General features: G+C 72.1%; 21 protein-coding genes and 1 tRNA gene. 12 read left to right on the top strand and 10 right to left on the bottom strand.

The features are described 5' to 3' along the window. Positions 1 to 412: 412 nt before the first annotated feature. The 5 genes from M1E25_RS17630 to M1E25_RS17610 all read right to left on the bottom strand — a co-directional run bounded on the left by M1E25_RS17630 (position 413) and on the right by M1E25_RS17610 (position 8,899). Positions 413 to 2,980 (bottom strand): ABC transporter permease, encoded by a 2,568-nt coding sequence (locus M1E25_RS17630; RefSeq protein WP_251416613.1) that lies wholly within the window; start codon positions 2,978 to 2,980, stop codon positions 413 to 415. Beyond that, positions 2,977 to 3,789: an ABC transporter ATP-binding protein gene (locus M1E25_RS17625; RefSeq protein ID WP_251416611.1), complete on the bottom strand. Its 813-nt coding sequence runs from the start codon at positions 3,787 to 3,789 to the stop codon at positions 2,977 to 2,979. The genes M1E25_RS17630 and M1E25_RS17625 overlap by 4 nt, the downstream gene beginning before the upstream one ends. 576 nt (positions 3,790 to 4,365) lie before the next feature. Beyond that, positions 4,366 to 5,283 carry a coiled-coil domain-containing protein gene (locus tag M1E25_RS17620; protein ID WP_251416609.1) on the bottom strand — a complete coding sequence of 306 codons (918 nt, stop codon included), beginning with the start codon at positions 5,281 to 5,283 and terminating at the stop codon, positions 4,366 to 4,368. Between the two features lie 260 nt (positions 5,284 to 5,543). Continuing rightward, on the bottom strand, positions 5,544 to 7,928 hold the full coding sequence (locus tag M1E25_RS17615) for an SUKH-4 family immunity protein (protein ID WP_251416607.1): 2,385 nt from the start codon (positions 7,926 to 7,928) through the stop codon (positions 5,544 to 5,546). After that, a complete protein-coding gene (locus M1E25_RS17610) occupies positions 7,925 to 8,899 on the bottom strand; it encodes an SMI1/KNR4 family protein (RefSeq protein ID WP_251416605.1) in 975 nt (324 codons plus the stop codon). Before M1E25_RS17610 ends, M1E25_RS17615 begins: the two co-directional genes overlap by 4 nt. A 178-nt stretch (positions 8,900 to 9,077) precedes the next feature. Between M1E25_RS17610 and M1E25_RS17605 the strand changes: the two genes are divergently transcribed. Together M1E25_RS17605 and M1E25_RS17600 are read left to right on the top strand one after the other, a co-directional pair. Then, a complete protein-coding gene (locus M1E25_RS17605; RefSeq protein ID WP_251416603.1) occupies positions 9,078 to 9,587 on the top strand; it encodes a YwqJ-related putative deaminase in 510 nt (169 codons plus the stop codon). A gap of 19 nt (positions 9,588 to 9,606) precedes the next feature. Next, positions 9,607 to 10,113 carry an SUKH-3 domain-containing protein gene (locus M1E25_RS17600; RefSeq protein WP_251416601.1) on the top strand — a complete coding sequence of 169 codons (507 nt, stop codon included), beginning with the start codon at positions 9,607 to 9,609 and terminating at the stop codon, positions 10,111 to 10,113. Between the two features lie 101 nt (positions 10,114 to 10,214). Here M1E25_RS17600 and M1E25_RS17595 read toward each other — a convergent pair whose 3' ends face one another. Next, positions 10,215 to 11,549, bottom strand: coding sequence for a sensor histidine kinase (locus M1E25_RS17595; protein WP_251416599.1), 1,335 nt, complete (start codon positions 11,547 to 11,549; stop codon positions 10,215 to 10,217). Between the two features lie 318 nt (positions 11,550 to 11,867). On the opposite strand from M1E25_RS17595, the gene M1E25_RS17590 reads away from it, so the two are divergent. The 7 genes from M1E25_RS17590 (at position 11,868) to M1E25_RS17560 (ending at position 17,857) form a co-directional block, all read left to right on the top strand. Further along, positions 11,868 to 11,939 (top strand) — tRNA-Gln (locus M1E25_RS17590). 160 nt (positions 11,940 to 12,099) lie between these two features. Beyond that, on the top strand, positions 12,100 to 13,554 hold the full coding sequence (gene glmU, locus M1E25_RS17585) for a bifunctional UDP-N-acetylglucosamine diphosphorylase/glucosamine-1-phosphate N-acetyltransferase GlmU (RefSeq protein WP_251416597.1): 1,455 nt from the start codon (positions 12,100 to 12,102) through the stop codon (positions 13,552 to 13,554). Between the two features lie 94 nt (positions 13,555 to 13,648). After that, entirely contained in the window at positions 13,649 to 14,626 is a 978-nt protein-coding gene (locus M1E25_RS17580) for a ribose-phosphate diphosphokinase (protein WP_251416595.1), read from the top strand. Between the two features lie 225 nt (positions 14,627 to 14,851). Beyond that, positions 14,852 to 15,448, top strand: coding sequence for a 50S ribosomal protein L25/general stress protein Ctc (locus tag M1E25_RS17575; protein WP_251416593.1), 597 nt, complete (start codon positions 14,852 to 14,854; stop codon positions 15,446 to 15,448). Positions 15,449 to 15,574: 126 nt separating this feature from the next. Beyond that, positions 15,575 to 16,165 carry an aminoacyl-tRNA hydrolase gene (pth, locus tag M1E25_RS17570; protein ID WP_251416590.1) on the top strand — a complete coding sequence of 197 codons (591 nt, stop codon included), beginning with the start codon at positions 15,575 to 15,577 and terminating at the stop codon, positions 16,163 to 16,165. 347 nt (positions 16,166 to 16,512) lie between these two features. Next, a complete protein-coding gene (locus M1E25_RS17565) occupies positions 16,513 to 17,034 on the top strand; it encodes a hypothetical protein (protein WP_251416588.1) in 522 nt (173 codons plus the stop codon). A gap of 190 nt (positions 17,035 to 17,224) precedes the next feature. Further along, the gene (locus tag M1E25_RS17560) at positions 17,225 to 17,857 is read left to right on the top strand and encodes a hypothetical protein (RefSeq protein ID WP_251416587.1); all 633 of its coding nucleotides are present in this window, start codon (positions 17,225 to 17,227) and stop codon (positions 17,855 to 17,857) included. A 74-nt stretch (positions 17,858 to 17,931) separates the two neighbouring features. On the opposite strand, the gene ppc is transcribed toward M1E25_RS17560, so the two are convergent. Continuing rightward, the gene (ppc, locus tag M1E25_RS17555; protein ID WP_251416804.1) at positions 17,932 to 20,664 is read right to left on the bottom strand and encodes a phosphoenolpyruvate carboxylase; all 2,733 of its coding nucleotides are present in this window, start codon (positions 20,662 to 20,664) and stop codon (positions 17,932 to 17,934) included. A 283-nt stretch (positions 20,665 to 20,947) separates the two neighbouring features. Here ppc and M1E25_RS17550 point away from each other — a divergent pair, with 283 nt between their 5' ends. After that, a complete protein-coding gene (locus tag M1E25_RS17550) occupies positions 20,948 to 21,946 on the top strand; it encodes an acyl-CoA desaturase (RefSeq protein ID WP_251416586.1) in 999 nt (332 codons plus the stop codon). Beyond that, positions 21,943 to 22,629 (top strand): TetR/AcrR family transcriptional regulator, encoded by a 687-nt coding sequence (locus M1E25_RS17545; protein ID WP_251416584.1) that lies wholly within the window; start codon positions 21,943 to 21,945, stop codon positions 22,627 to 22,629. Before M1E25_RS17550 ends, M1E25_RS17545 begins: the two co-directional genes overlap by 4 nt. Before the next feature lie 72 nt (positions 22,630 to 22,701). Here M1E25_RS17545 and M1E25_RS17540 read toward each other — a convergent pair whose 3' ends face one another. Then, positions 22,702 to 23,061, bottom strand: coding sequence for a VOC family protein (locus M1E25_RS17540; protein WP_251416582.1), 360 nt, complete (start codon positions 23,059 to 23,061; stop codon positions 22,702 to 22,704). Continuing rightward, positions 23,058 to 23,876: a trans-aconitate 2-methyltransferase gene (locus tag M1E25_RS17535; RefSeq protein WP_251416580.1), complete on the bottom strand. Its 819-nt coding sequence runs from the start codon at positions 23,874 to 23,876 to the stop codon at positions 23,058 to 23,060. Before M1E25_RS17535 ends, M1E25_RS17540 begins: the two co-directional genes overlap by 4 nt. Positions 23,877 to 24,011: 135 nt before the next feature. Here M1E25_RS17535 and M1E25_RS17530 point away from each other — a divergent pair, with 135 nt between their 5' ends. Beyond that, positions 24,012 to 24,509, top strand: coding sequence for a MarR family winged helix-turn-helix transcriptional regulator (locus M1E25_RS17530; protein WP_251416579.1), 498 nt, complete (start codon positions 24,012 to 24,014; stop codon positions 24,507 to 24,509). Here the strand turns inward: M1E25_RS17530 and M1E25_RS17525 are convergent. Then, positions 24,468 to 25,220, bottom strand: coding sequence for a response regulator transcription factor (locus M1E25_RS17525; RefSeq protein WP_251416802.1), 753 nt, complete (start codon positions 25,218 to 25,220; stop codon positions 24,468 to 24,470). The two genes, M1E25_RS17530 and M1E25_RS17525, sit on opposite strands and share 42 nt — an antisense overlap. Positions 25,221 to 25,608 lie beyond the last annotated feature (388 nt).

Below are 25,608 nucleotides of genomic sequence, written 5' to 3'. Positions count from 1 at the left end.
AGGCGCCCGTCGGACCGCGCAGCGGGAGGGGACAACGCTCGGAGCGCTCGTCGAGGAGGGCCTGCGGTCGGAGCTGCCCCGGCACGACAGGACCGGCGCCTTCACTCTCAGGGGCGCCGGCGTCGACGGCGACGGTCTCTGCCGCCGGAGGCCCGAGGCGCGGGCTGGGGAACGCCTGCGCGACCAGTCGTACGGGAACCGGTGATCGCCCTCGACACCACCGTCCCGGTGCACGCACACGCAACCACGGGGTACGCGAACTGTGCTCGGCGGACTGGGACTTCAGCGTTCCCCGGGCGCACCACCCGTAATCCGCCGAACGGCCGAGAGCGGGGCTCCGACGAGTCCGGCCCCGGTGCGTTTGGAGGAACGCACCGGGGCCGGACCGTCAACCGTACCGCCCCGGATCCCGCTACTCGGTCGCGATGGCGGCGAGGACGTTCATCCGCCCCGCCCGGAACGCCGGGACCAGGGCGGCGACGAGGCCGACGAAGGCCGAACCGCAGAAGACCCAGACGAGGGTCGGCCAGGGGATCTCCAGCACCCTGACCCCTTCCAGCGCCAGCAGGTCCTGCGCGGTGGCGCCCCACCCCATGCCCAGGCCGAGGCCGAGGAGCGCGCCGAACAGGGCGATGACCACGGCCTCGAGCCGGATCATCCGGCGCAGCTGGCGCCGGGAGAGGCCGATGGCGCGCAACAGCCCGATCTCGCGGGTGCGTTCGACGACCGACAGGGCGAGGGTGTTCACCACCCCCAGGACGGCGACGACGATCGCCAGGCCCAGCAGTCCGTAGACCATGTTGAGCAGTTGCCCGATCTGGTCCTCCAGTTCCTGCTTGTAGTCGGCCTGGTTGCGCACCATGTACTGCGGGTACTGCTCGAGCTTCCGCTTCACCGCCGCGTAGGCCGCGTCCGCCTCGCCGTCCTTCGCCTTGGCGAAGGTGATGACGTTGGGCGGCAGCCGGTCGGCGTCCAGGTACCGCTCGACGGTGCCGAGAGCCACGTAGGTGGCGCCGGTGCCCATCGACGAGTCGTCCGCGGTGACGGCGGCGACCCTCAGCTTCGCGGTGCGCCCGCCGAGGAACTCGACGGTCATCCGGTCGCCGACCTCGATGCCGTGCCGCACCGCGTAGCTCTTGCGCACCGACATCGCGTCCGGGCCGTAGGCGTCGGCGAGGCTGCCGGAGAGCGTCTTCTGCCGCACGTCCTCGGTGTACGTCGGGTCGGTGGCGGTCAGCGCGGTGGTTTCGGTCCCGCCGTCCGGCGCCGTCAACTTGACGTTGACCATCTTCATGTCGGTGACGTGCTTCAGCGAGCCGACGGACTTCACCGCCCGCTCCGCCTCCGGCACCGGTTTGTCGCTGCGGACGACGAAGTCGGCGCCGACGGACCGGTCGAGTTCGTCCCCGACCGAGGCGACCAGCGAGGAGCCGACGACCGACAGGCCGGCGACCAGCGCGAGGCCGATCATCAGCGCGGCGGCGGTGGCGCCGGTACGGCGCGGGTTGCGCAGGGTGTTCCGCTCGGCCATCCGCCCGACCGGTCCGAACACCCGCAGCACGACCGCCCCGAGCACCCGCACGACCAGGCCCGCCAGCGCCGGTCCGACCACGACGCACCCGACGAGGGTGAGCACGATGCCCGCCACCAGGTAGCCCCAGCCCTCGCTGACCTTGCCGGCCGCGACGGTGGCGGCCAGGGCCGCGCCGCCGGCGGCCGCCAGCAGCAGCCCGACGAGGGCCCGTACCCGGCCGGCCCGCCGGTCGGCCGGCATCCCGGCGTCACGCAGCGCGGCCATCGGGGAGACCTTCGAGGCGCGCCGGGCCGGGAGGTAGGCGGCGACGACCGTCACGACGACGCCCAGCGCCAGCCCGGCCAGCGGGGTGGTGGCCTTCACGGTGAGCTCCGAGGTGTCGAGCTTCATCCCGACCGTGCCCATGAACTCCATCAGCCCGACGGCCAGTCCGATGCCCGCTCCGACGCCGAGCACGGAGCCGACGACGCCCAGCATGGTCGCCTCGATGAGCACGGAGCGGTTCATCTGCCGCCGGTCCGCGCCGATCGCCCGCAGCAGCCCGATCTCCCGGGTGCGCTGGGCCACCAGCATCGAGAACGTGTTGACGATGAGGAAGATGCCCACCAGCACGGAGAGCCCGGCGAACCCGAGCATCACGTACTTGAGGAAGTCCAGGAACGAGCCGATCTGCTCGCCCGCGGACTCGACGCTCTCCCCCTTCGTCTGCACCTGATAGTCGTCGCCGATCGCCGCGACGACCCGCTTCTTGACGGTCCTGTCGGCGACGCCGTCGGCGACCGTGACGTTGAGCGAGGAGTACACGTCGCCCTTGCCGAGCAGGCGTTTCTGCGCGCTGCCGGCGTCCAGGAAGGCCAGCGCCGCCCCGGGGTTCGTGGTGCGGAACTCGGCGATGCCGCTGATCCGGGCCGTGAACGTGCCGGGCACCGCGATCACCTTGACCCGGTCGCCGGTCTCCAGGTGCTTCTTGTCCGCCGTGTCGGCGTCGACGACCAGATCGCCCGGGCCGCGCGGTGCGTGACCGGAGACCACGTCGAACTGCTTGCGCGCCGAGGGGCCCCAGGCGCCGACGATGGTGGGCGCGCCGCCGGTCGGGCCGATGCTGCGGCCCTCGCCGTCGACGAGGGTGGCGGTCTCGGTGGAGACCGTGCCGTGGGCGGACGCCACGCCCTCGACGTTCTTCACCGTGTCCAGGAGCGAGGCCGGGACGTTCTGCTGCTGTGCGGTCCGCTGTCCGTTCTGCTGCGCGCCCCGCTGCTCCTTGGCGGCGACGCTGACGTCCGCGGCCGTCGTCCGGAAGAGCCGGTCGAAGGTGGCACTCATCGTGTCGGAGAAGACGAGTGTGCCGCACACGAAGGCGACCGACAGCATCACCGCGACCGCGGAGAGGATCATTCGCCCCTTGTGCGCGACGAAGTTGCGCATCGAGGTCCGGAGGATGGTCACTGCTCGCTCCCGGCGGCCTCGGTCCGGGAGGTGTCCTCGACGGACAAGGTGCGCATGCGCTCGATGACCTTGTCGGTCGTGGGATCGGCCATCTCGTCGACGATGCGGCCGTCCGCCAGGAACAGCACCCGGTCCGCGTAGGAGGCGGCGATCGGGTCGTGGGTGACCATCACGATGGTCCGGCCCAGCTCGTCCACGGACTGCCGCAGGAAGCCCAGCACTTCGGCGCCGGCGCGCGAGTCCAGGTTCCCGGTCGGCTCGTCACCGAAGATGATCTCGGGCCGGGAGGCCAGCGCCCGCGCGACGGCCACCCGCTGCTGCTGTCCCCCGGACAACTGGGCGGGACGGTGGTGCAGCCGGTCCGCCAGGCCGACGGTGGCCACGATCCGGTCCAGCCACTCCCGGTCGGGCTTGCGTCCGGCGATGGCCATCGGCAGCGTGATGTTCTCGAGCGCGTCGAGCGTCGGGATCAGGTTGAAGGCCTGGAAGATGAACCCGACCCGGTCCCGGCGCAGCCGCGTGAGCTTCTTGTCCTTCAGCGTGGTGATCTCGGTCTCGTCGAGCCAGATCTGCCCGGACGTGACCGTGTCGAGGCCGGCCAGGCAGTGCATCAGCGTCGACTTGCCCGAGCCCGACGGCCCCATGATCGCGGTGAACTGCCCGCGCTCGATGTCGACATCGACCTCGTCGAGGGCGACGACCCGGGTGTCGCCGGTGCCGAAGGCCTTGACGACCTTGCGCGCCCGGGCGGCCACGGCCGTTCGTTCTCCGCTGCCCCCGGTCGTGGATGTCGATACAGCCGTACTCACGTCGTGTCTCCTGTCGCCGGGCGAATGCGAGGTCGCGCGCCGGAATCTCGGGTCCGGCGTCGCATCGCGGCCTGCGCCGGCAACCCCGTCACTCCCGGCGGGCCGGCCGCTCCGCCAGGCTAGTCACCGCACGAGGACCGTTCGTCATCCGCCGGTACCAGGCGGAGGTAGGAGATCTGCAGTACGTCCCCCTACGGGTCTCGGCCCGCGGGCGGAGGATCCACCTGGTGGACTCGGTCCGCGCCCCTGCGGGGTGGCGGGAACCACCGCTCCCCGCAGGACGTCGGCCATACCCGGGGGTGCCCCGACAAGGACGGCGCCGGCACCCGGTGCACCGCCGCCGACGACGAACCTCGACCTGGCCGCAGCCCTGCGTCGTCCCGCCTTCGAGGCCGGCGGGCAGGCCCTGTACCGGCACCTGACGCTCATCGTCCGGGACGCCAGGGTGGAACACGTCTTCCACCCGGTGTTCCCCGCCGAACACCCATGCCCGGGAAGTCCTGGCATGGGTGCGGGCCCACCCCGTCCGAGCGTCCGGGGACACCGCGGCGGCGATTCGCGGCCCGTCGCCGTGCCTCAGTCCTCGGTGCCGGGAGCCGGAGCCGGGTGCGGGAGCGCGCCCACGTCCCCGCCGGCCAGCGACGCCAGCACCGAGCGGACCTGATCGAGCTGCGCACGGACCTCCTCCTGCTGCTGCCCGTGCTCCCGCAGCCGGCGCCGGATGTCCCGGTCGATGCGCTCCGCCTGCTTCTTCGCCTGCGCGATCAGCTCGGCTCCCTGTGCCTCGGCCTCCTTCCGGCGGGTCGCCACGGCCTCGCGCGTCGTCGCCGACCGCTCCTGGGCCTGAGCGAGCAACCGGTCCGCCGCCTCGGCTCGCTCGGCCAGTTCCGCCTCCAGCGCCGCCTCCTGCGCGGCGCGTTCACGTTCCGCGGTCTCGGCGCGCAGCGCCTGCTTCCTCTCCGCCTCGGCGAGGGCTGCCGCGGCCTTCCTTCGGGTCTCCTTCAGGGCGGCGGCGGCCTTCTGCCGCTGCGCCTTGGTCTCCTGACGCGCCGCGGCGAGCAGTCCCTCGGCCGCCTCGCGCGCCGCGGCCTCGTGGTCCCGGGCCTCCTGCTCGGCCTCCGAACGCACCGTCGTCGCCACGGCCCGCGCGGCCTCCCGCAGCGCCCGTGCGCTCTCCTCGGCCTCCTGCCGCACCTCGTCGGCCGCCGCCTCGGCCCGGTCGCGCAGGTCGGACGCCTCCGCCTCCGCCAGGGCGAGCACCTCCTGCGCGCGGGTTCCCAGCTCCTCGTAGGTCTGCGGGGGGAGTTGCCCGACCTGCTCGCGCAGGACGGCCGCCTGCTCCTCCATCTCCTTGGCCAGCACGGTCAACCGGGCCACCCGCTCCCACGCCTCGTCCCGTGCGGCGGACAACCGGCTGAACAACCGATCGACCTGCTCGGCCCGGTATCCGCGGCGGGCGACGGTGAAGCCGTGGGATGAGACAGATGCACGCATCCTTCAAGCCCTTCAATCCCTGGGGAACAGCCCGAGGCGGCGCTCTGCGCGCTTCGGTGGACACCTCACGGATAACAGCGAAGCACACATAAAGCGACACACCGCCCAAATCGCCGCTCAAGAATGCGCCATTTGCGGACACGTGACGGCATCACCGCAGCCGGACGGCGCCCGTGCACGACCCCCTGCGGACCAGGGAACACCGCGGGGCCGCGCCCGGCACACCGGCCGGACACGGCCCCGGGACGGGGAAACGCGCCTCAGAGCATCCCGTCCCACATCTGCTCGAGCAGCACGGCCCACCAGTTCTCCGGAGACGCGAGCGCCGCCGGGTCCAACACCGCGAGCTGCGCCTGGAAGTCGACCGTCCAGCGGCCGGCCTGCTCCGGGTTGAGCCCGTAGCGCAGCCGCCACATCCGGCCGAGCAGCGCGAGGCAGCGCACGAACTCCGGCAGACCGGTGTTGACGAACTGCGGCGCCGTCGGCGGGCCGCCCGCCGACGGCGCCTCCATCGGCACCGCCACGATGTCGGCCGTGCCGTACCGGACGCACAGCCGACGGCCGAAGTCGCTGCCCATGACCAGGTACGACCCCGCGTCCGGGCCGGGCTGCACCCCGTGCTCGGCGGCGAGTTCCGCCAGCGTCGGCACCGGCCGGCCCGGCTGGACCTGTGCCCAGAAGAACGGGCCGATCTCGACCGGGAGGCCGGCCAGGACCAGGGTCTGCGCCACCGCATCCGGCACTCCCTGGCGGGAGACCGCGCGCTGGTCGAACCGGAAGACCGCCTGCGGGCCGAACGCCTGCATCAGCTCGTGCGCGATGCCCTCGACCGGAACCGGCGGCGCCGGCCGGACCTGACTCGGGTGCGGCAGCGGAACCCGGTTGGGAGCCGGCCGCGCCGGGGCGTCGGCGACCTGGTGCAACTCGCCCTGGTGCTCGATCAGATGGGCGATCCCCTGCCGGCGGGCCGCATGGTCCCGGCCGTACCCGGCGGTGTGGCTGATCCGCACCTGCGGCCAGGATTCGCGGATCATCCGGCCGCAGTAACCGCCGGGCAGTTCACAGGACTCCAGCTCCGTGTGCAGTTCCAGCACCTGCTGCGGCGGGACGTTCATCGCCCGCAGCTCGTGCAGGATCTGCCACTCCGGATGCGGGGTGCCGGGCGCGGAACGCCGGATCAGCTGCTGCTCCGACCCGTCCGCCGCGCGGTAACGCAGCACCGCCATGTACCCGGGCCCCACCATGGGCTGCCCGGCGGGCGGTTGGGGCGCACCGTGCCGGACCGGCGGGGCCGCACCGGGGCCGGGCCCGCCCGGGTACGCGGACGGGCCGGCGAGCATCGTCGCCGCATGGTGCACTCCGCCGTCCCCGGGCCGCTGCCCGGCGGAGGGAACACCGGGAGCGGGAGTCCCGGGCGACTGCGCCTGCGGCTTCCCGACCGGTCCGGGAGGGCCCGGAGGACCGGGGGGCGGGGGCGCTCCGGGGCCGGGCGCCGCCGCTCCGGCGCCACCCGGCCCCGCCAACATCGTCCGGGCGTGATGCACCCCGTCGCCCTGCGGCGCGGGTGCGTCGACCGCCGGGGAGCCCTCCGGAGCGCCCGAACCGACCGGCCCGTCCGGCCCCACCTGAGCGACGACCTGAGTCGGGACGTAACCACCCGCGCCCCCGGCCGGTGTTCCCTCACCCGGGACGCCCGGAACGCCCGGAGGCGGCGGCACGCCGGGGCCGCCCCGTGCGGCGCGCTCGGTCTCGGCGTCGGCGGCCTCCGCCGCGGCGCGAGGGCCGGGCGGGGCGGTCGGCATCGGCGGTACGCGCGACGCGGACCGGCCCTCCTCCGGCGCCGCGGGAGCCACAGCGGTCGGCGGCAGCGCACCGCTGTTCGTCAGCAGCCGGGTCCGGGCGTCCGGCGCCGCACCGGCCTCGCTCCGCTCCTCCGCTGCCCGGGCGGGGGGAGCGTCGAAGACCGTCATCGGGGGCGGCACCGAGCGGTCGGCATCCGCACCACTGCCCGTCGTGTCGGTACCCGCCCACGGGGTGGCCCCGCCGGCGGTGCCGTCGCCCGCCGGAGCGCCGCCGGGCACGGGGGACGACGCACCGCCGTCCCCCGCTGCGGGCGCGCCACCGTCCGGCCGGGGGACGGCCGCGGGCGTCCCCCGGCCCCTCCCGTGCTGCGAACCTTCCTGCGAACCCGCGGCGCCGGCAGGCGAGTCCGAGGAGACAGGGGCGTCGGACGGCGCGTCGGGCGCCCGGGGAACCCCCATCCGGTCGGCTGCCTCCTGAAGCCACTCCGGCGGCGACAGCAGGAACGACGTCGCTTCGAGATCGACCCGCCGGGGCGCCGGCACCGCCGGCTCCACCGGCCCCGCCCCGCCGCCGTACATCTCCTCGTAACGGCGGATCACCTCGTCCACCGGAAACCCCGGCCACAGCGTGGCGTCACCGCTGTCCCGGGCGATGACCAGGCGCTGACGCCCTGCGGCCCCTCCCGGCCCGTCCGTACGGTCCGCGCCTTGCTCGGCCCAGGCCACGAAACCCAGCCCGAACTCCCGCACCCGCACCTCGTGATGCCGGCCGGCGGGAACCCCGTCGTTGACCCAGCGCTCCGCCCGGTCCTGCGCCTGCGCGAACGTCACCACCGCGCTCACCCCTCCACCGGGACGGCACGCGCGAACGCCCCGTCCACCATCAGCCCCGCCACCGTCTCCAACTCCGGCGGACTTCCCGCGAGCCGCTGCAGAAACGCATCGAAGTCCTCACCACAGGGGAGCAGCAGCTCCGACCGCTCCTGCGCCGCAAGCCCATCGCGGTCCCGCGCGTCGTCGTACGCGCAGAACCACACCGAACCGGCCTCCTCGCCCCGGATCCTCACCCCGAGGACACCACCCTGCACGAAGGCCACCGCCAGGAAGTCCTTGCCGACATGGTCCCGGAGGCACTTGTTGACGTATACGAGGTCGTTGAACGCCGCCTCGTCGCGCACCGTGAAGAACGGCTGGTCGATCAGAAGCCCCAACTCCGCGTCCAGCGCCACCCCCACGGGCGCGCAGCCGCCCGCCGCCTTCAGGAACGAGCGGTACGCCCCGGGCAGCCGGCAGCCCAGCGCTTCCTCCGCCCGCAGCACCTGCTTCTCGGTCACCGACACCGCGCCCTTGGGCAGTCCGAAGTGTGCCGGACGGGGCTCCTGCAGGGGCCGCGTGCCGCGCTTGCCGTGATCCACGGCGGCGGTGGCCAGCCCCCCGTGGTGCCGCAGCAGCGCCTTCACCTCGACCGGCACCAGTTCCAGCCGCCGGGTGCCCCCCACGTGGTGCCAGGTCCAGCCGTGCGGGGTCGCGACGCCCGGCAGGTCGCCCCACAGTTCGTGGCCCGCCGCATGCAGGGCGGCGTTCGCGGACACGTAGTCGGTCAACCGCAGCTCGTCGACGCCGAAACCCTCGGGCGGCGCGGCGATCTCCGCCGCGGCCCGGGCATAGCCGGAGAAGTCCGGGAACCCACGCTCGTCCACGCGGACCCCCCGCGGGTAGCGGGCAGAACGCACCGGATCCGGGAAGTGCACGACCTGCCCGGCGTACGCCGCGTTCGGTGGCGCGACGTGCTGCCCGAGCGGACCTGTCGTCATCGCGGTTTCCCCCTGCTGTGTCCGGCTGATGGGCACAGCCTATGCGCTGCCCCGCGGGCCCGTCCGCCCCCTCCGGGACCCGCTCGCGGCACCCCCAGCGTGCCCGACTTCCCGTTCACCCTGCATATTTGGCAGGGTGTCCTCCGCAACGTGGGGGTTGCGCAGGAGGGGAACGACCATGAACGACAGCCGGCACAGCGGTACCGGCCGACCGCCGGAGGCCCCCCGGCACGGCTGGGCCGGCACCGACGAATCCGGTGCGCCTCCAGTGCTCCGGCAACGCCGGGACGGCATCCTGCCCGCCGTCGCAGCCGCCCTCTCCGTCCGCGGCACCACGCTCACCTCGACCGCGAGCAGGGGCGACGAGCCCCCGGAACTGCACCCCCTCGTCCAGGACTGCCTCGACACCCTCCCGGTCGGCCGGCGGGAACGGTTCACGGGACGCTGCCCCGAGACCGTCCTGCTCTCCCGGTACATCACGAGCGTCGACCGGGCACGCAGCAAACGGGCCTCCCGCAAGCCCCTCGGCCACGGCGAGGCGCGCCGCGCTCTCAAGCACGCAAAGATCACCGCACGCCACATCCGCGAGGACGGAGACCCCCGGCACGGTGCCTACGCCGCACCCTGTCGCACCTGCGACGCGGTGCTGGCCCACTTCGGCGTACGTCCGGTGGATCCCGCCACCTGATCCGACAGGAGTTGAGGCGTTGCGCGCCTTCGAACGAACCGCGGCCACGCGCTTTCCCGTCGAGGTCGACGCCGTCCTCCGCGAGGCCGGCTGGCAGCCGGGTCGCTGGGACATCGCCCGGGCCGAGGTCTGGGCCGACACCCTGCGCGCCCACCACTCCCCCGGCGGCCACAGCCACGCCGTCTTCCCCGCAGCAGTCGAGGCGTGGGCGGAGTTCGGCGGTCTGCACATCGTCCCGCCCGGCTCGGGGTACGACATCGCGCCCGCCGCCCTGCGGTTCGATCCGCTCTGCGGCCTCCACTTCGCGCGCACCCTCGCCGATCTGGGCCGGGCCCTCGGTACGGAGATCTGCCCCCTCGGCGAGGAGACCGGCCCTCCGGGAGCGACCCTCGCCATCGACACCGAGGGCCGCGTCTACGGCATCGACCACAGCGGGGACTGGTATCTCGGGCCCGACATCGACCGCGCTGTCGCCACCCTCGTCACCGGGGTCCTCCCGGCCCGGCTGACCACCCGGGACCGCTGACCGGCCGGTGGTCCGGAAAGGCGACCGCCCACGTGCGTCCAGGCGCGCGCCTGCGGGCGTGCCCGGCGGCGGTCCCAGCACCGGCCCCGGCCGCCCCACGTTCAGGGAACCTGCAACCGGATCCGGTCCGGCAGCAGAGCGGAGACCCTGAAGCCGCCGGCGTCGGTCGGCCCGGCGACGAAGCCCCCGTGCAGCGCCTTGACCCGCTCCCGCATGCCCACCAGGCCGTTCCCGCCGCTCGGCAGCCGCACATCCGAAGAGCCCAGCGCACCCGGCCCGTTCACCACCAGCACCGCCAACTCATCGTCCCGGCAGGCCAGTCGCACCTGCGTGCTGGCCCCCGAGGCATGCTTGTGCACATTGGTCAGCGCCTCCTGGACGACCCGGTAGGCCGCCTGCTCCACTCCGGGCGCGTAGCGGCTCCGCTCGCCCTCGACCGCGAGCTCCACCGTCATCCCGGCCGCCCGCGACTCGGCCACCAGCGCCTCCACATCGGCCAGCGACGGCGGCTCGGCGCCGGCCGTGCCGCTCGCGTCCGGAGCGGCAGCCTCCGCCGCCTCGGCCTGTGCAGGCAGCGGCACGGGCGGCACCGTCATCGCCGGACGATCTGCGCTCCGCAGCACGCCGAGCATCTCCCGCAGCTCGGTCAACGCCTCACGACCCAGGTCACCGATCAAACCCGCGTTCCGGGACGCCCGTCCGGGGTCCTTCGCCGCCACGGCCTGGAGAGCCGCCGCGTGCACGACCATCAGGCTCACCCGGTGCGCGACGACGTCGTGCATCTCCCGGGCGATCCTGGTGCGTTCCTCGTTGCGGGCCCACTCGGCGCGCTCCTCCGCACGGTCGGCCAGCAGGACCAGCTCGCGCTGCAACCCGTCCGCCCGCTCCCGGAGGCTGTCGACCAGCCGGCGGCGCGCCCCCACGTACAAGCCGAAGAGGACCGGCGGTGCGGTCAGCCCCAGCGACATGAGGACGGCGACCAGGCCGACCACCCACAGCGGCGGCGCGTAGCCGTCGTGCCGCATGTCCCGCTGGAAGCCGACGAACGTCATGACGAGCGTGGCGGTGACCGACGCCCCGGCCAGGGCGGCGACGATCCGCCGGGGCGTGTCCGTCGCCGCGAGCGTGTAGAGCGAGACGATGCCGAGCAGGAATCCCATCTCCGCCGGCGCGACCGCCACCGAGACCAGCACGACCGCGATGGCCCACCGGCGGCGCAGCAGCAGGGTCGAGCCCGCGACCAGTCCCAGCACCGCGCCGAGGACCGCCGGGATGCCGGCGCCGTCGGCGAAGAACACCCCCTCGACCGCGCACTCGCCCGCCGACGCGGCGGCCAGGACCACGTCGAACCACATGCTCCGGCGCCCGGCCCACCACCATGGCCCCTCGGGCACGCCCCGTTCCCCTTTTCCCGCAACTTCCCCCGTTGTGGTCATGACCGCCAGCCTAGGGTCTGCCTCTCTCGTCTCGCCGGGCTCCGGTCACCCTGCACGCGCCCCGGCCATACGGCGGACGACGCCCTGGGGAGACCGCCCCTCGGCGCTGCGCTTTCGCAGGCCGCTGCAAGGACTCTCCACCGACCCGGCCGGGCGCCCCAAGTGCCCTCGGGCCGAACCGCGGCGAACGTTTCCCCGCAGGCGTCCGGAGCGGGCTGTGAACGAGGAGCCCCGTCGCGGCGAGGGCGGGTGGTACGGCATAGTGGTGGGGGCCGGTGCGCCTCCCTGACAGAATGTCGGAATCGACACCGATCACCATCCGCCGTGGTGTAATTGGCAGCACTGCTGGTTTTGGTCCAGTATGTCCGGGTTCGAGTCCTGGCGGCGGAGCCTTGAGCGTCTCCCCTCACGCTCCTCGCGAGCGCCCGCCCCGGCTCCCGACTCCCTTCGCACCTCCCGCCCGCCCACTCGGGGACCCGTCCCCGCGATCGCCTGGAAACACCCCGGTATCCTGCGGGTGTCAGCCCCCCGAAGTCGAAGGGCACACCCCGTGAGCGCCAACCGCCCGGCAGCCGTCGTCGTCCTCGCAGCGGGTGAGGGCACCCGTATGAAGTCGACTACCCCCAAGGTCCTGCACACCCTCTGCGGCCGCACGCTCGTCGGCCACGTCGTCGCCGCGTCCCGCGAGCTCGACCCGCAGAACCTCGTCGTGGTCGTCGGCCACGCGCGGGAACAGGTCTCCGCACACCTCGGCGAGATCGACCCCGGCGTGCGCACCGCCGTGCAGCACGAGCAGAACGGCACCGGTCACGCCGTCCGCATGGCCCTCGAGGAGCTGGCCCGAGCGGGCGAGGCGGTCCACGGCACGGTGGTCGTCGTGTGCGGGGACACCCCGCTGCTCACCGCAACGACCCTGGAAGAGCTGGTCGCCGCTCACGAAACCGACGGCAACGCCGTCACCGTGCTGAGCGCCGAGGTCCCGGACGCCACGGGCTACGGGCGCATCGTGCGCGGCGCCGACGGCGCGGTCACCGCGATCGTCGAGCACAAGGACGCCACGGAGGAACAGCGCGCGGTCCGGGAGATCAACTCCGGCGTCTTCGCCTTCGACGGGCAGTTGCTGCACGACGCGCTCGGCAAGGTCCGCACGGACAACAGCCAGGGCGAGGAGTACCTGACAGACGTGCTGGGGATCCTGCGCGAGGCCGGGCACCGGGTGGGCGCGGCGGTGGCCGGGGACCACCGGCAGATCCTGGGGATCAACAACCGGGTGCAGCTCTCGGAGGCCCGCCGGCTGCTGAACGAGCGGCTGCTGGAGCAGGCGATGCTCGCGGGCGTGACCGTGGTGGACCCGGCGTCGACCTGGATGGACGTCTCGGTGACGTTCGAGCCGGACGCGCTGGTGCACCCGAACACACGGCTGCAGGGCGCCACCCATCTGGCGACCGGTGCCGAGGTGGGCCCGGACTGCACGCTGACGGACACCGAGGTCGGTGAGGACGCCCGCGTGATCAACACGGTTGCGGACGGGGCCCTGGTGGGCCCGGGCGCGAGCGTCGGCCCGTTCGCGTACCTGCGCCCCGGGACGAAGCTGGGCCCGAAGTCGAAGGCCGGCACGTACGTGGAGATGAAGAACGCGACGATCGGTGAGGGGACCAAGGTTCCGCACCTGTCCTACGTGGGTGACGCGACGATCGGCGAGTACACGAACATCGGCGCGGCGAGCGTGTTCGTGAACTACGACGGCGAGACCAAGCACCACACCACGATCGGATCCCACTGCAAGACGGGCTCGGACAATATGTTTGTGGCTCCTGTCACGGTCGGGGACGGCGCCTACACCGCTGCCGGCTCCGTGATCACCAAGGACGTGCCGCCCGGATCGCTGGCCGTGGCACGCGGACAGCAGCGGAATATCGCGGGATGGGTGGCGCGCAAGCGCCCCGGAAGCGCCGCGGCGCAGGCCGCTTCGGCGGCCGAGGAAGCGGCGGGTGGCGGGCAGTGACCCGCAAGGCGGTGTTCCGTCCTGGGCGTACCGTGAGAAGCGAACGCGAAGCGTCCCCCCACCGAACGCATGCAAGCTGGCAAGGAGACCTGTTGTGACCGGGATCAAGACGACCGGCGAGAGAAAGCTGATGCTCTTCTCCGGCCGCGCCCACCCCGAGCTGGCGGAGGAGGTCGCACACCAGCTGGGTGTCAGCCTGGTCCCCACGAAGGCCTTCGATTTCGCCAACGGTGAGATCTACGTGCGCTTCCAGGAGTCGGCCCGCGGCGCGGACTGCTTCCTGATGCAGAGCCACACCGCTCCGATCAACAAGTGGATCATGGAGCAGCTGATCATGATCGACGCTCTGAAGCGGGCCTCCGCGCGGAGCATCACCGTGATCCTTCCGTTCTACGGATACGCCCGCCAGGACAAGAAGCACCGCGGCCGCGAGCCGATCTCGGCCCGGCTGATCGCCGACCTGATGAAGTCCGCGGGCGCCGACCGGATCCTCACCGTCGACCTGCACACCGACCAGATCCAGGGCTTCTTCGACGGCCCGGTGGACCACCTGTTCGCGCTGCCGGTCCTGGCGGACTACGTCGGTGCCAAGGTGGACCGCGAGAAGCTGACGGTGGTCTCCCCGGACGCGGGCCGGGTCCGGGTCGCCGACCGCTGGTGCGACCGGCTGGGTGCGCCCCTGGCCATCGTGCACAAGCGGCGGGACAAGGACGTGGCGAACCAGGTCACCGTGCACGAGGTCGTGGGTGACGTGAAGGGCCGGGTGTGCGTCCTGGTCGACGACATGATCGACACCGGTGGCACGATCTGCGCCGCGGCGGACGCGCTGTTCGCCAACGGTGCGGAGGACGTGATCGTGACGGCGACGCACGGCGTGCTGTCCGGCCCGGCCGCGGACCGTCTGAAGAACTCCAAGGTCAGCGAGTTCATCTTCACGAACACGCTGCCGACCCCGGGCGATCTCGAACTGGACAAGATCACGGTGCTGTCGATGGCCCCGACCATCGCGCGCGCGGTCCAGGAGGTCTTCGAGGACGGCTCGGTCACGAGCCTCTTCGACGAGCAGGCCTGATCCGCCGCGACGGGGCCCGTTCCGGCCCCGAGTGATCGATTTCTGGCGCGGCCTCCCCGCCGGGTAGACTCGAGGAGTTGCTCGGCGAGGGAGGCCGCGCTGTTCGTGCAGGGCACGGGCGGGACGCGGCAATCCGTTATCGACGCGCTCTTCGTAGCAGGTCTGTCGTGGGCCGGGTGACGCCCGTCAGATCTTTCAGCCCCGCTGATTACGAGGAGTGCTCCCGTGGCCGAGTACAAGATTTCCGTCAAGCCCCGTTCCGACTTCGGCAAGGGTGCCGCGCGCCGCATGCGCGCCAACGGCACGGTCCCGGGTGTGGTCTACGGTCACGGCGCCGACCCCGTGCACGTCGGCCTTCCGGCGCACGACCTGATGATGGCCCTCAAGACGCCGAACGTGCTGATCCGCCTGGACATCGAGGGTGGCAAGAGCGAGCTCGTCATCCCCAAGGCCGTCCAGCGCGAGGCCATCCGCGGCTTCCTGGTCCACGTCGACCTGCTGCTCGTCCAGAAGGGCGAGAAGGTCACCGTCGAGGTCCCGATCCAGACCGAGGGCGACCTGGCACCGGGCGGCAACCTGGTGGAGCACGTGATGAACGCGCTGCCGGTCGAGGCCGAGGCCACGCACCTGCCCGAGGGCGTCACCGTCTCCATCGAGGGCCTGGAGGCCGGTGCCTCCATCCTGGCCAAGGACGTGAAGCTGCCGAAGGGCGCCTCGCTCGCCGTCGAGGACGACGCCATCGTGCTGCAGGTCGTCGCGGCGCAGATCGAGGAGGCCGCCGAGGAAGAGGAGGCCGAGGAAGAGGCCGCCGCCGAGGCCTGATCCTCGACGCGTTCTTTCGACCGCCGCCCCGCTCCCGCCGGAGCGGGGCGGCGGTCGTGCATCCCGTGAGTTGCGGGGAAAACCGTGCAGCCGACAACCGCAGAGACGATCAGCAGGAGAGACGCAGTGAGCGACGTGGACAGCCCGTGGCTGGTGGTGGGTCTGGGCAACCCCGGCCCGGAGTACGCGGGCAACCGTCACAACGTGGGGTTCATGGTCGCGGACCTGTTGGCCGCGCGCCTCGGCGGCCGGTTCAAGTCGCACAAGGCCCGGGCGCAGGTCGTCGAGGGACGCCTGGGCGCTCCCGGTGTCTCCAGCCGCCGGGTGGTCCTGGCGAAGCCGATGTCGTTCATGAACCTGTCGGGCGGCCCGGTGACGGCCCTGCGCGACTTCTACAAGGTGCCGGTGGCCAACATCGTCGCCGTGCACGACGAGTTGGACATCGACTACGGCGCGCTGCGGCTCAAGAAGGGCGGGGGCGACAACGGGCACAACGGCCTGAAGTCGATGACGAAGGCGATGGGGCCGGACTACCACCGGGTGCGGTTCGGCATCGGGCGGCCACCGGGCCGGATGGACGTGGCGGCCTTCGTGCTCAAGGACTTCTCGGCCGCGGAGCGCAAGGAGCTGGACTACTTCGTGGACCGGGCGGCCGACGCCGTGGAGTCGCTGGTGGTGGACGGGCTCGAGCGGGCCCAGAGCACGTACAACTCCTAGAGTGCGGTGGCCGGTCCGCCGGGAAGCCCTCGGCTTCCGGTGGACGGGGTCGCCCCGGGCCCTCCGGCACCCGGGGGCGGCATCGCAGGACCAACAGCTCCTCGCACCGGAAGCCTCCCGGCCGAAGGCCGGGGGTGCCCGGGGTGACGCGGCACCGCAGCGAGGGACCGTGCAGGGCGTCGCGAGCCGGTGAACCTTCCTGGTCGCATCATTGTCAACCCGCCGGGACCGGGTGGCGGTTCGAGCCGCGCGAGAAGTCCCCGTCCGCCGTGCGTTCCCGGGCGGACATCGGGTGCACACCGTCGCCAGGTTGACCGCGCGATGGCCCATGGCCAAGGATTTCGGCCATGGCGACAGCGACTTCGGGTAAGGGTCCGGTCCGGCGCAGCCGCACCCGGCGCATGGGTGAGAGCGCGTTCGGGCTGGTCCTGGTTGGCAGGAACGTGTTGATCACGGCGATAGCAATGTTGCTGATGACCGGTGGGGTGTGGACGTCGTGGGGGACGGCGCAGCACGCGATGCTGACCAAGGGCCGGGAGCAGGGAACCATGGCTGTCGAGCGCTGCCGTCAACAGGTGTGCTCGGGCCGGTTCACACCGCGTGACGCGTCCCGACCGGGCCGTCAGGTGGTGATGGCGAGGGCCGTGAACCCGGCGAAGGGGCAGCGCTTCCCGGTGTCGGTGAAGCCGGGTACGGACGAGGTGGTCCGCACCGGGCTGCCCGGTGTGCTGTACGCGTGGATCCCGTTCGGCGGGTCGCTGCTGCTGGTGGCGCTGGTGATCGCCGGGGGCCTGCGGATGCGGCGGACGGCCTGGGTCGTGGCGCTTTTGGGCGCGGCGCTGCTGGGCGGGGCGTACGCGACGCTCTGAGACCGGTGTCCGCGGTGGGGCGTGCGGGGATGCGCGGTGCATTCACCGGATTGTTATGCGTGATCTTCTGGACGTGTGTGCGGTAGCGGGACGGAACGTGCAGATCCTTCCTTGACCTGTCATCAGACGGGTTAGATGCTGACGCGGCCGCCCCCCACTCCACCTTTTTCGAACCGAAGTTGGTTTGCCCATGCGCACCTTCTCTTCGGCGTGCGCGGTCTCGGTCGCGGCAGCAGTCACCCTGCTGTCGGCGCCCACCGCGTTCGCAACCCCGCCCGGCGACAACGGCACCGTGAAGATTCACGATGCGAGCACGAGCGAGGAGCTCCGCAAGAACGAACCGCACGTCTGCACGTTCTACCTCGACGCGTTCGGCTTCGACGGCGGTCAGCAGGTGACCTGGAAGATCGTCGAGATGCCTCCCACGGGCACCAAGGGAGTCGAGGCGAAGACCGGCCTCCTGGAGCTGAACCTCGACGGGCACGGCCGTACCGCCGAACTGAGCCTGCCCGACGGCCACTACAAGCTGATCTGGAACTTCGACGGCGAGCACGGCCGGGCCAAGCACAAGGTCTTCTGGACCTCGTGCGAGAAGGACGCGGACACCCCCGCCGAGCAGTCCGACAGCCCCGCTGACACGCCGCAGGCCGACACGCCGCAGGCCGAGGAGTCCGCTCCGGCGGCCACCTCGCCGGACGGCGGCAAGGGTGACCTCGCCGAGACCGGTGCCGGTTCGGTGGCGGGCATCTCCGTGGCGGCGGCGCTGCTGCTGGGTGCGGGCGGGGCGATGGCCTTCCGCCGTCGGGCCCACAGCCGCGGCTGATTTCCGCACGCACGACCACCGCGGCGCCGGTCCCCTGCGGCAGGGGACCGGCGCCGCTCGGCGTTCCGGGCCGGTCAGCCGGTGTTGCGCAGGCCCGCGGCGACACCGTTGACGGTGAGCAGCAGGGCCCGGGACAGCAGCGGGTCGGGCTCCTCGCCCCGGTCGGCTGCCCGGCGCTGCCGGTCGAGCAGTGCCACCTGGAGGTAGGAGATCGGGTCCAGGTAGGCGTCACGGATCTGGAACGTCTGCTGGAGGACGGGGTCGGAGTCGAGCAGTTCGCGGCCTCCGGTGATGCGCAGGACCTCCTGGACGGTGAGGGCGTGTTCCTCCTCGATCCGTCCGAACACGTGCCTGAGCTCGTCGGGGACGAGGGTGTCGACGTAGTGGCGGGCGATCCGCAGGTCCGTCTTGGCCAGCGTCATCTCGACGTTGGACAGAAAGTTCCGGAAGAAGTGCCAGCGGCCGCTCATCTCCTCGATGACGGAGCCGAGGCCCTTCTCCCGGGCGGCCTTGAGGCCCGAGCCGACGCCGAACCAGCCGGGGACGATCTGCCGGGACTGGGTCCAGCCGAAGACCCACGGGATGGCCCGCAGGCCGTCGAGTCCGGCGCCGCTGTCGGGACGACGGGACGGCCGGGAGCCGAGGTGAAGTTCGGCGAGCTGGTCCACGGGGGTGGAGGCGAAGAAGTACGCGGGCAGGTCCGGGTCCTCCACCAGGCGGCGGTAGGCGTCGTGGGCTGCGTCGGACACGATGTCCATCGCCGCGTCCCACCGGGCGAGGGCCTCGTCGGACTGGCGCGGCGCGGTGTGCAGCGCGGACGCCTGGAGGGTTGCGGCGACGGTGAGTTCGAGGTTCTCCCGGGCCAGGGACGGGAGCAGGTACTTGTCGGAGATGACCTCGCCCTGCTCGGTGACCTTGATCTCGCCCTCGAGGGTGCCCCAGGGCTGGGCGAGGATCGCGTCGTGGGTGGGGCCGCCGCCCCGGCCGACGGTGCCGCCGCGGCCGTGGAAGAGCCGCAGCCTGACCCCGTAGCGGTGGGCCACGTCGCGCAGCCGGCGCTGGGCGCGGTGGATCTCCCACTGGCTGGTGGTGATGCCGCCGAACTTGGACGAGTCGCTGTAGCCGAGCATCACTTCCTGCACGTCGCCGCGGAGCGAGACGAGACGGCGGTAGGAGGGGTCGGCGAGCATGTCGTCGAGGATGCGGTCGGCCTGCTTGAGCTCGTCGGTCGTCTCCAGCAGCGGCACGATCCCGATCCGGGCCCAGCCGGCGTGGAGGTCGATCAGGCCGGCCTCGCGGGCCAGCACGGCGGCGGCGAAGACATCGTCGGCTCCCTGGCACATGGAGATGATGTACGACTCGATCACCTCGGGGCCGAAACGTTCGAGTGCCTCGCCGATGGTGCTGAAGACGCCGAGGGTCTTGGCTCCGGCGGCGTCCAGGGGAGCCGGGAGCGGGGCGAGCGGCCGGCGGGACCGGAGTTCCTTGGCGAGCAGCCTGGCTCGGTACTCGCGCGGCATGTCGGCATAGCGCCAGGACTCCTCGCCGAGCCGGTCGAACAGCTGGCCCAGCGCGTGGTGGTGGGCGTCGGCGTGCTCGCGGACGTCCATGGTGGCGAGCTGGAGGCCGAAGGCGGCCAGGGTGCGGATGGTGCGGTCCATGCGGCCGTCGGCGAAGAGTTCTCCGCGGTGGGCGCGCAGGGACTCCTGGAGGAGGGTGAGGTCCTTGAGGAGTTCGGCCGTGCCGCGGTAGTCGCGGCCGGGCTGGTGGCGCGTGCTCTTGGCGAGGCGCTCCCGGGTGTTCTCGAGCTTCTGCCGGATGCAGGTGGCCTTGAGCCGGTAGGGCTCCTCGGCATTGAGCCGCTTGTAGCGCGGGCTGATCTCGGGAAGCCGCTCGAGGTCGGCCTCGAGCGAGCCCAGGAGTTCGTCGGTGGCGCCGGTGTAGCGGATCGAGTTGGAGAGCAGCGCGCGGAGCTGGTCGACGACCTCGAGGGCGTCGTTGATGCCGTGCTCGTGCTGGAGGATGAGGACTTCGCCGGTCACCTCGGGGGTGACGTTGGGGTTGCCGTCGCGGTCGCCGCCGATCCAGGTGCCGAAGGTCAGCGGGCGGGTACCGGGCGGCAGTTCGATGCCGACGCGCTGGAGTTCGGCGGCCAGGTCCTCCAGCACGTCGCCGACGGCCCCGGCATGCAGTTCGTCGAGGTAGTAGACGGCGTTGCGGGCCTCGTCGGCGGGCTCGGGCCGAACCACGCGCAGTTCGTCGGTCTGCCAGACCAGGTCGATGTTCTCGGCGAGCCGGAGGTCGGTGCGGCGCCGGTCGCCGTCCCCCTCCGGGGTCTCGAGGAGGGCGGCGATGCGGCGGAGCTTGTTGAGGACGCTGCGGCGTGCGGCCTCGGTCGGGTGCGCGGTGAACACGGGGCGGACGTGGAGGTTGGCGACCGTCCGGCGCAGGTGCTCGGGGTCGGCGTCCTTCAGCCGGTCGGCGGTGCGGGCGAGCAGCCCGCCCTCGGCGGCACGGCGGGCGCGCAGCTGCCGGCCGCGGTGCACCTGCTCGGTGATGTTGGCCAGGTGGAAGTAGGTGGAGAACGCCCGGACCAGCTTCATCGCGGTGGGCAGATCGGTCCGGCCGAGGAGTGCGGCCGCGGCCTCGCCGTCCTCGCGGGTGAGCGCGCGGACACGCTCGACGAGCTCGAGCAGTTCCGGGCCCTCCTGGCGCACCAGGCTCTCGCCGAGGAGGTCTCCGAGCCGTCGGATGTCGGCACGCAACGGGGCGTGGTCCTCGGGTCGGTCGTAGTCGCCCGAATGGATGGACGTGGGGAATTCGGCGCTGCTCACGGGTGCGGCTCCTTGCAGGCGAACGTGTCTGACCGGGCACGGTACGTCTGCGGCCAGCGCCGCGCGCCCCGAGCCCCGTCCCACTGGCGGGGTGCGGACCGCGCTGTCCGGCCCACCCAGGATAGGCGGCTGCCCTACACGGGTTTTCCACAGCCCTTGCCTGGGCCCCGGGCCCTGCCATACTTACGATGCCGTAGGTTACGGTTCCGTAGCCATGCACCCGGCCCTGTACCCGGTACGACAAGGAACGCCCCCCATGAACACAAGTCCCCCGGTCCTTGACGACGCCCCGAAGAGGGCCGGCACCCCGTTGGAGTCCGCCACCCTGGGCGACGACAAGAAGGGATCGGCCGAGCAGATCGCGCTGCTGATGTTCATCGTGGTCCCGTTCGTCGCGCTTGTGGCGGCGGTTCCCCTGGCCTGGGGCTGGGGGGTGAGCTGGCTGGACCTGGGCCTCATGGTCTTCATGTACTTCCTGGGCTGCCACGGCATCACGATCGGTTTCCACCGGTACTTCACCCACGGCGCCTTCAAGGCGAAGCGGCCGCTACGGATCGCGCTGGCCGTGGCCGGTTCGATGGCGGTCGAGGGACCGCTGGTGCGCTGGGTGGCCGACCACCGCAAGCACCACAAGTTCTCCGACGCCGAGGGCGACCCCCACTCGCCGTGGCGCTTCGGCGAGACGCTCCCGGCCCTGGTGAAGGGCATGTGGTGGGCACACATCGGCTGGATGTTCAACGAGGAGCAGACCCCGCAGCAGAAGTACGCTCCTGACCTGGTCAAGGATCCGGCGCTGCGCCGGATCTCGCGCCAGTTCGTGCTCTGGACGACGATCTCGCTCGGCATCCCGCCGCTGGTGGGCGGACTGGCGACCTGGTCCTGGCAGGGTGCCCTGACGGCGTTCTTCTGGGGTTCGCTGGTGCGGGTCGCGCTGCTGCACCACGTGACCTGGTCGATCAACTCGATCTGCCACGCGGTCGGCAAGCGGCCGTTCAAGTCCCGCGACAAGTCGGGCAACGTGTGGTGGCTGGCGATCCTGTCCTGCGGAGAGTCCTGGCACAACCTGCACCACGCCGATCCCACTGCGGCCCGCCACGGCGTGATGCCCGGGCAGCTGGACTCCAGCGCGCGCATCATCCGCTGGTTCGAGAAGCTCGGCTGGGCGTACGACGTCCGGTGGCCGAGTGCCGAGCGCATCGCCGGCCGGCTGCAGAACGAGGGCCGTCGTCAGGCGGAGGATGCACAGGCGGCATGATTGACCGCGTGGCGATCGACGAGAACAGCGACAAGGGGCGGGGCTCCGCCTCGGTGAACCGTCGGGCACGCCGGGTCCGGATGAGTGGCAAGGAGCGCCGGGAGCAGCTGCTGGACATCGGTCGCACGCTGTTCGCGGCTCGAGGGTTCGAGGGCACGTCGGTGGAGGAGATCGCGGCCAGGGCCGGGGTCTCCAAGCCGGTGGTCTACGAGCACTTCGGCGGCAAGGAGGGGCTCTACGCGGTGGTGGTCGACCGCGAGACGCAACAGTTGCTCGACATGGTGACGGGGGCGCTCACCGCCGGGCATCCGCGGGAACTGCTGGAACAGGCTGCGTTCGCGCTGCTCGACTACATCGAGAGGCACACGGACGGCTTCCGGATCCTGGTCCGCGATTCGCCGGTGGCCCAGTCGACGGGCACGTTCGCCTCGCTGATCAGCGACATCGCCACACAGGTCGAGGACATCCTGGGCCTGGAGTTCAAGGCCCGTGGTTTCGACGCCAAGCTGGCCCCGTTGTACGCGCAGGCTCTGGTGGGGATGGTCGCGCTGACCGGGCAGTGGTGGCTGGACGCCCGGAAGCCGAAGAAGGCCGAGGTGGCGGCGCATCTGGTGAACCTGGCCTGGCACGGTCTGGACGGGCTGGAGGCCAAGCCGCGGCTGATCGGCCACCGCAAGGCTTGATCCGGCTGCCCGCTCCGCCGGTGGTCCCCCCGCGGACGCTGTCCGCGGGGGGACCGCTGCGTCGTACGGGTCTCAGCAGGGTTCCAGGAACTCCAGTCGGTTGCCCACCGGGTCCTCGGAGAAGAACCGCCGGTGTCCGGGGAGGTCCTCGTCCCAGACGACGGGGGCGCCGTGCTCCTCCAGACGGGCGGCGAGGGCGTCGATACCGGTGACCCGCAGGCCGGGGTGGGCCTTGCGCGCGGGCCGGAAATCCGCCTCGACCCCGAGGTGGAGCTGGACTTTTCCGTGGCCGAACCAGCAACCGCCGCGGGCGGCCAGGGGCGGGGGCTTGGGGATTTCCGTCATGCCGAGCGCACCGGTGTAGAAGGCCCGCAGGCGGTCCTCGTTGCCGGCCGGCGCAGCCAGCTGCACATGGTCGAGTGCGGTGATCACCGTTCTGCCTTTCTGGCCACGGCGAAGATCCTCCGGAAGGGGAAGACGGTGCCGTGGGGGCTGGTGGGATAGGCCTTGCCCAGTAGTTCGCGGTACTGGGCGACGAATTCCTCACGGGCAGCGGGATCGTCGGCGAGGGCGGTGAGGACCGGGCGCAGAGCCGTGCCCTTGACCCACTCGAGCACGGCGTCCTCACCGGCGAGGAGCTGGACGTAGGTGGTCTCCCACACATCGGCTTCGCAGCCGAGTTCCACCAGCCGCTCGAGGTAGTCGGCGGGCTGCAGGATGTGGACGAACCGGCGACCGCGGTCGTGGAGGCGCTCGCGCCACTGGGGTGAGTCGCAGAGCTCGCCGAGGAGGGCGTGGCTGGGCGAGGTGAAGTTGCCGGGGATCTGTAAGGCGAAGGTGCCGCCCGGGGTCAGGGCCGAGATCCAGTCCGGGAACGAGGCGTCGTGCCCGCGCACCCACTGCAGGGCGGCGTTGGAGACGATGAGGTCGTAACTCTCCTCGGGAACCCAGTTCCGGGCGTCACCGTGCCGGAACTCCAGGTGGCCCCCGCCGGGGGTGGGGCCGGCCAGCTCGGAGGCTTTGGCGAGCATCTCCGGGGAGTTGTCCAACCCGGTGATACGGGCATCCGGCCAGCGTTCGGCGAGCAGGGCCGTGACGTTCCCGGGACCGCAGCCCAGGTCGGCTATCCGGGCGGGCCTGTCGTGCGCCGGCAGCTCCGGTATCCGGGCCACGAGGTCGTGGAAGGGCCTGATGCGATGGCTGGTGTGGCGCAGATACTGCTGGGGATCCCAGGTGGGTACGGGCATGTGCGTGCAGCCTCCTTGCGGGTGCCGTCATATGACGCTGGAACGGAGTTCTGCGCCGACGCTGCCCATAGGGTGACCGAATTATCTCTTGACGTCAAGAGACTTCACGTCGACAGACCTACTACACTGATCGTCATGGAGGACGAGGTCGATCGACTGGTCGCGGCATGGCGCCGGGAGCGCCCGGACCTCGACGTGGAACCACTCGAAGTGCTGAGCCGGGTCAGCCGTCTCGCCCGCCACCTCGACCGGGCAAGACGCATCGCCTTCTCGGAACACGGCCTGGAGCCCTGGGAGTTCGACGTGCTGACCGCCCTGCGGCGGGCCGGTTCGCCGTACCAGCTGTCGCCGGGGCAGCTACTGACGCAGACGCTGGTCACCTCCGGCACGATGACCAACCGGATCGACCGGCTCGCCAAGAAGGGCCTCGTCGAGCGACTGCCGGACCCCAGCGACCGGCGAGGCGTCCTGGTACGGCTCACCCCCGCCGGACGGGACCGCGCCGACCACGCCCTGGCCGGCCTCCTCGCGCAGGAGCGGGCGATCCTCATCGAACTGTCGGCCGACCAGCGTGGGGACCTTGCCGCACTGCTACGCAGGCTGACCGCCCCGTTCGACAACGTGCCCGGCTGACGCGTCCTCCGCGGGCCCCACACCGGCCCGGCGGGCCAGCGCCACCGCCGCCAGCGTGGAATGGACGCCGAGCTTGCCCAGGACGTTCTGCATGTGCGTGCGCACCGTGTGCGGCGACAGGTAGAGCCGCTCGGCGACCGCCTTGCGCCCCAGCCCGGCCACCATGCAGCGCAGCACCTCGAGTTCGCGCGGGGTCAGCGAGTCGACCAGGCACTCGCTCTCGGTGCGGGCCCGGCGCGCCACGGTCATCTCCCGCAGCACACCGGTGAGCAGCGCAGGCGGAAGATGCGTTTCTCCTCGCAGTACGCCCCGGACGACGGCCAGCAGCCGGGACAGCGAGCAGTCCTTCGCCACCCAGCCGGCGGCGCCGGCCTGGAGGGCGGCGGCGGCGCGCTGCGGATCGTCCCGCTCGGCGAGCACCACGAGGTGCAGCTCCGGCCGGGCGGTGCGGACCCCGGCGACCAGCGACAGGCCGTCGGCGGCGGCGCCCACGTCGCCCTCACGCGCGACCGGCACACCGCTCAGGTCCGCGTCGACCAGCAGCACGTCGAAGGAGCGCCCCTCGGCGGCTGCCCGCTCCAGGCAGCGCAGCGCCCCCGGGGCGCTACCGGCGACACCGACGTCCACGTCCGGCTCGGCGGCCAGCGCGGCCGCCAGCGACTCGGCGAAGATGCGGTGGTCGTCGACCACCAGGATTCGGATACGTGTCACAGCCACCCCCAGCTCCGTAGTGCGACGGTGCGGGCACGACAGCCGCCTTCCCGGCAGCCCCCGGCGGCGCGGATCGGGCCGCGGCTGCCGCCGCGCCGTGTCCGCCGCCCTCCGATGACGTCGCGCCTCCCCCTCACCCGCGGACCGCGGAGAAGGACCCGGCTCGCCCCCTGATCGATGCCGGCCCCCACCGGCACCTGCTCAGAGTACGACGACGGTCCGACATCGGAAGCCAATGGACGAAACTGGTGGACTCGTCGGTTCCGTAGGGAAGTCCCGGCCGACCATGACGTGCTCCCCGGGCTCCACGGCCGTCGGTGCCGCCGCGCCGCCACTGCGTCCCCGCACCACCCGGGCGGCTCCACCGGAGGCATGCCGGGCTCAGGCC

Origin of the sequence: Streptomyces meridianus (assembly GCF_023703325.1) — a bacterium.
GTDB classification, from domain to species: Bacteria; Actinomycetota; Actinomycetes; order Streptomycetales; family Streptomycetaceae; genus Streptomyces; species Streptomyces meridianus.
This window is presented reverse-complemented; position numbering and strand designations above follow the sequence as displayed.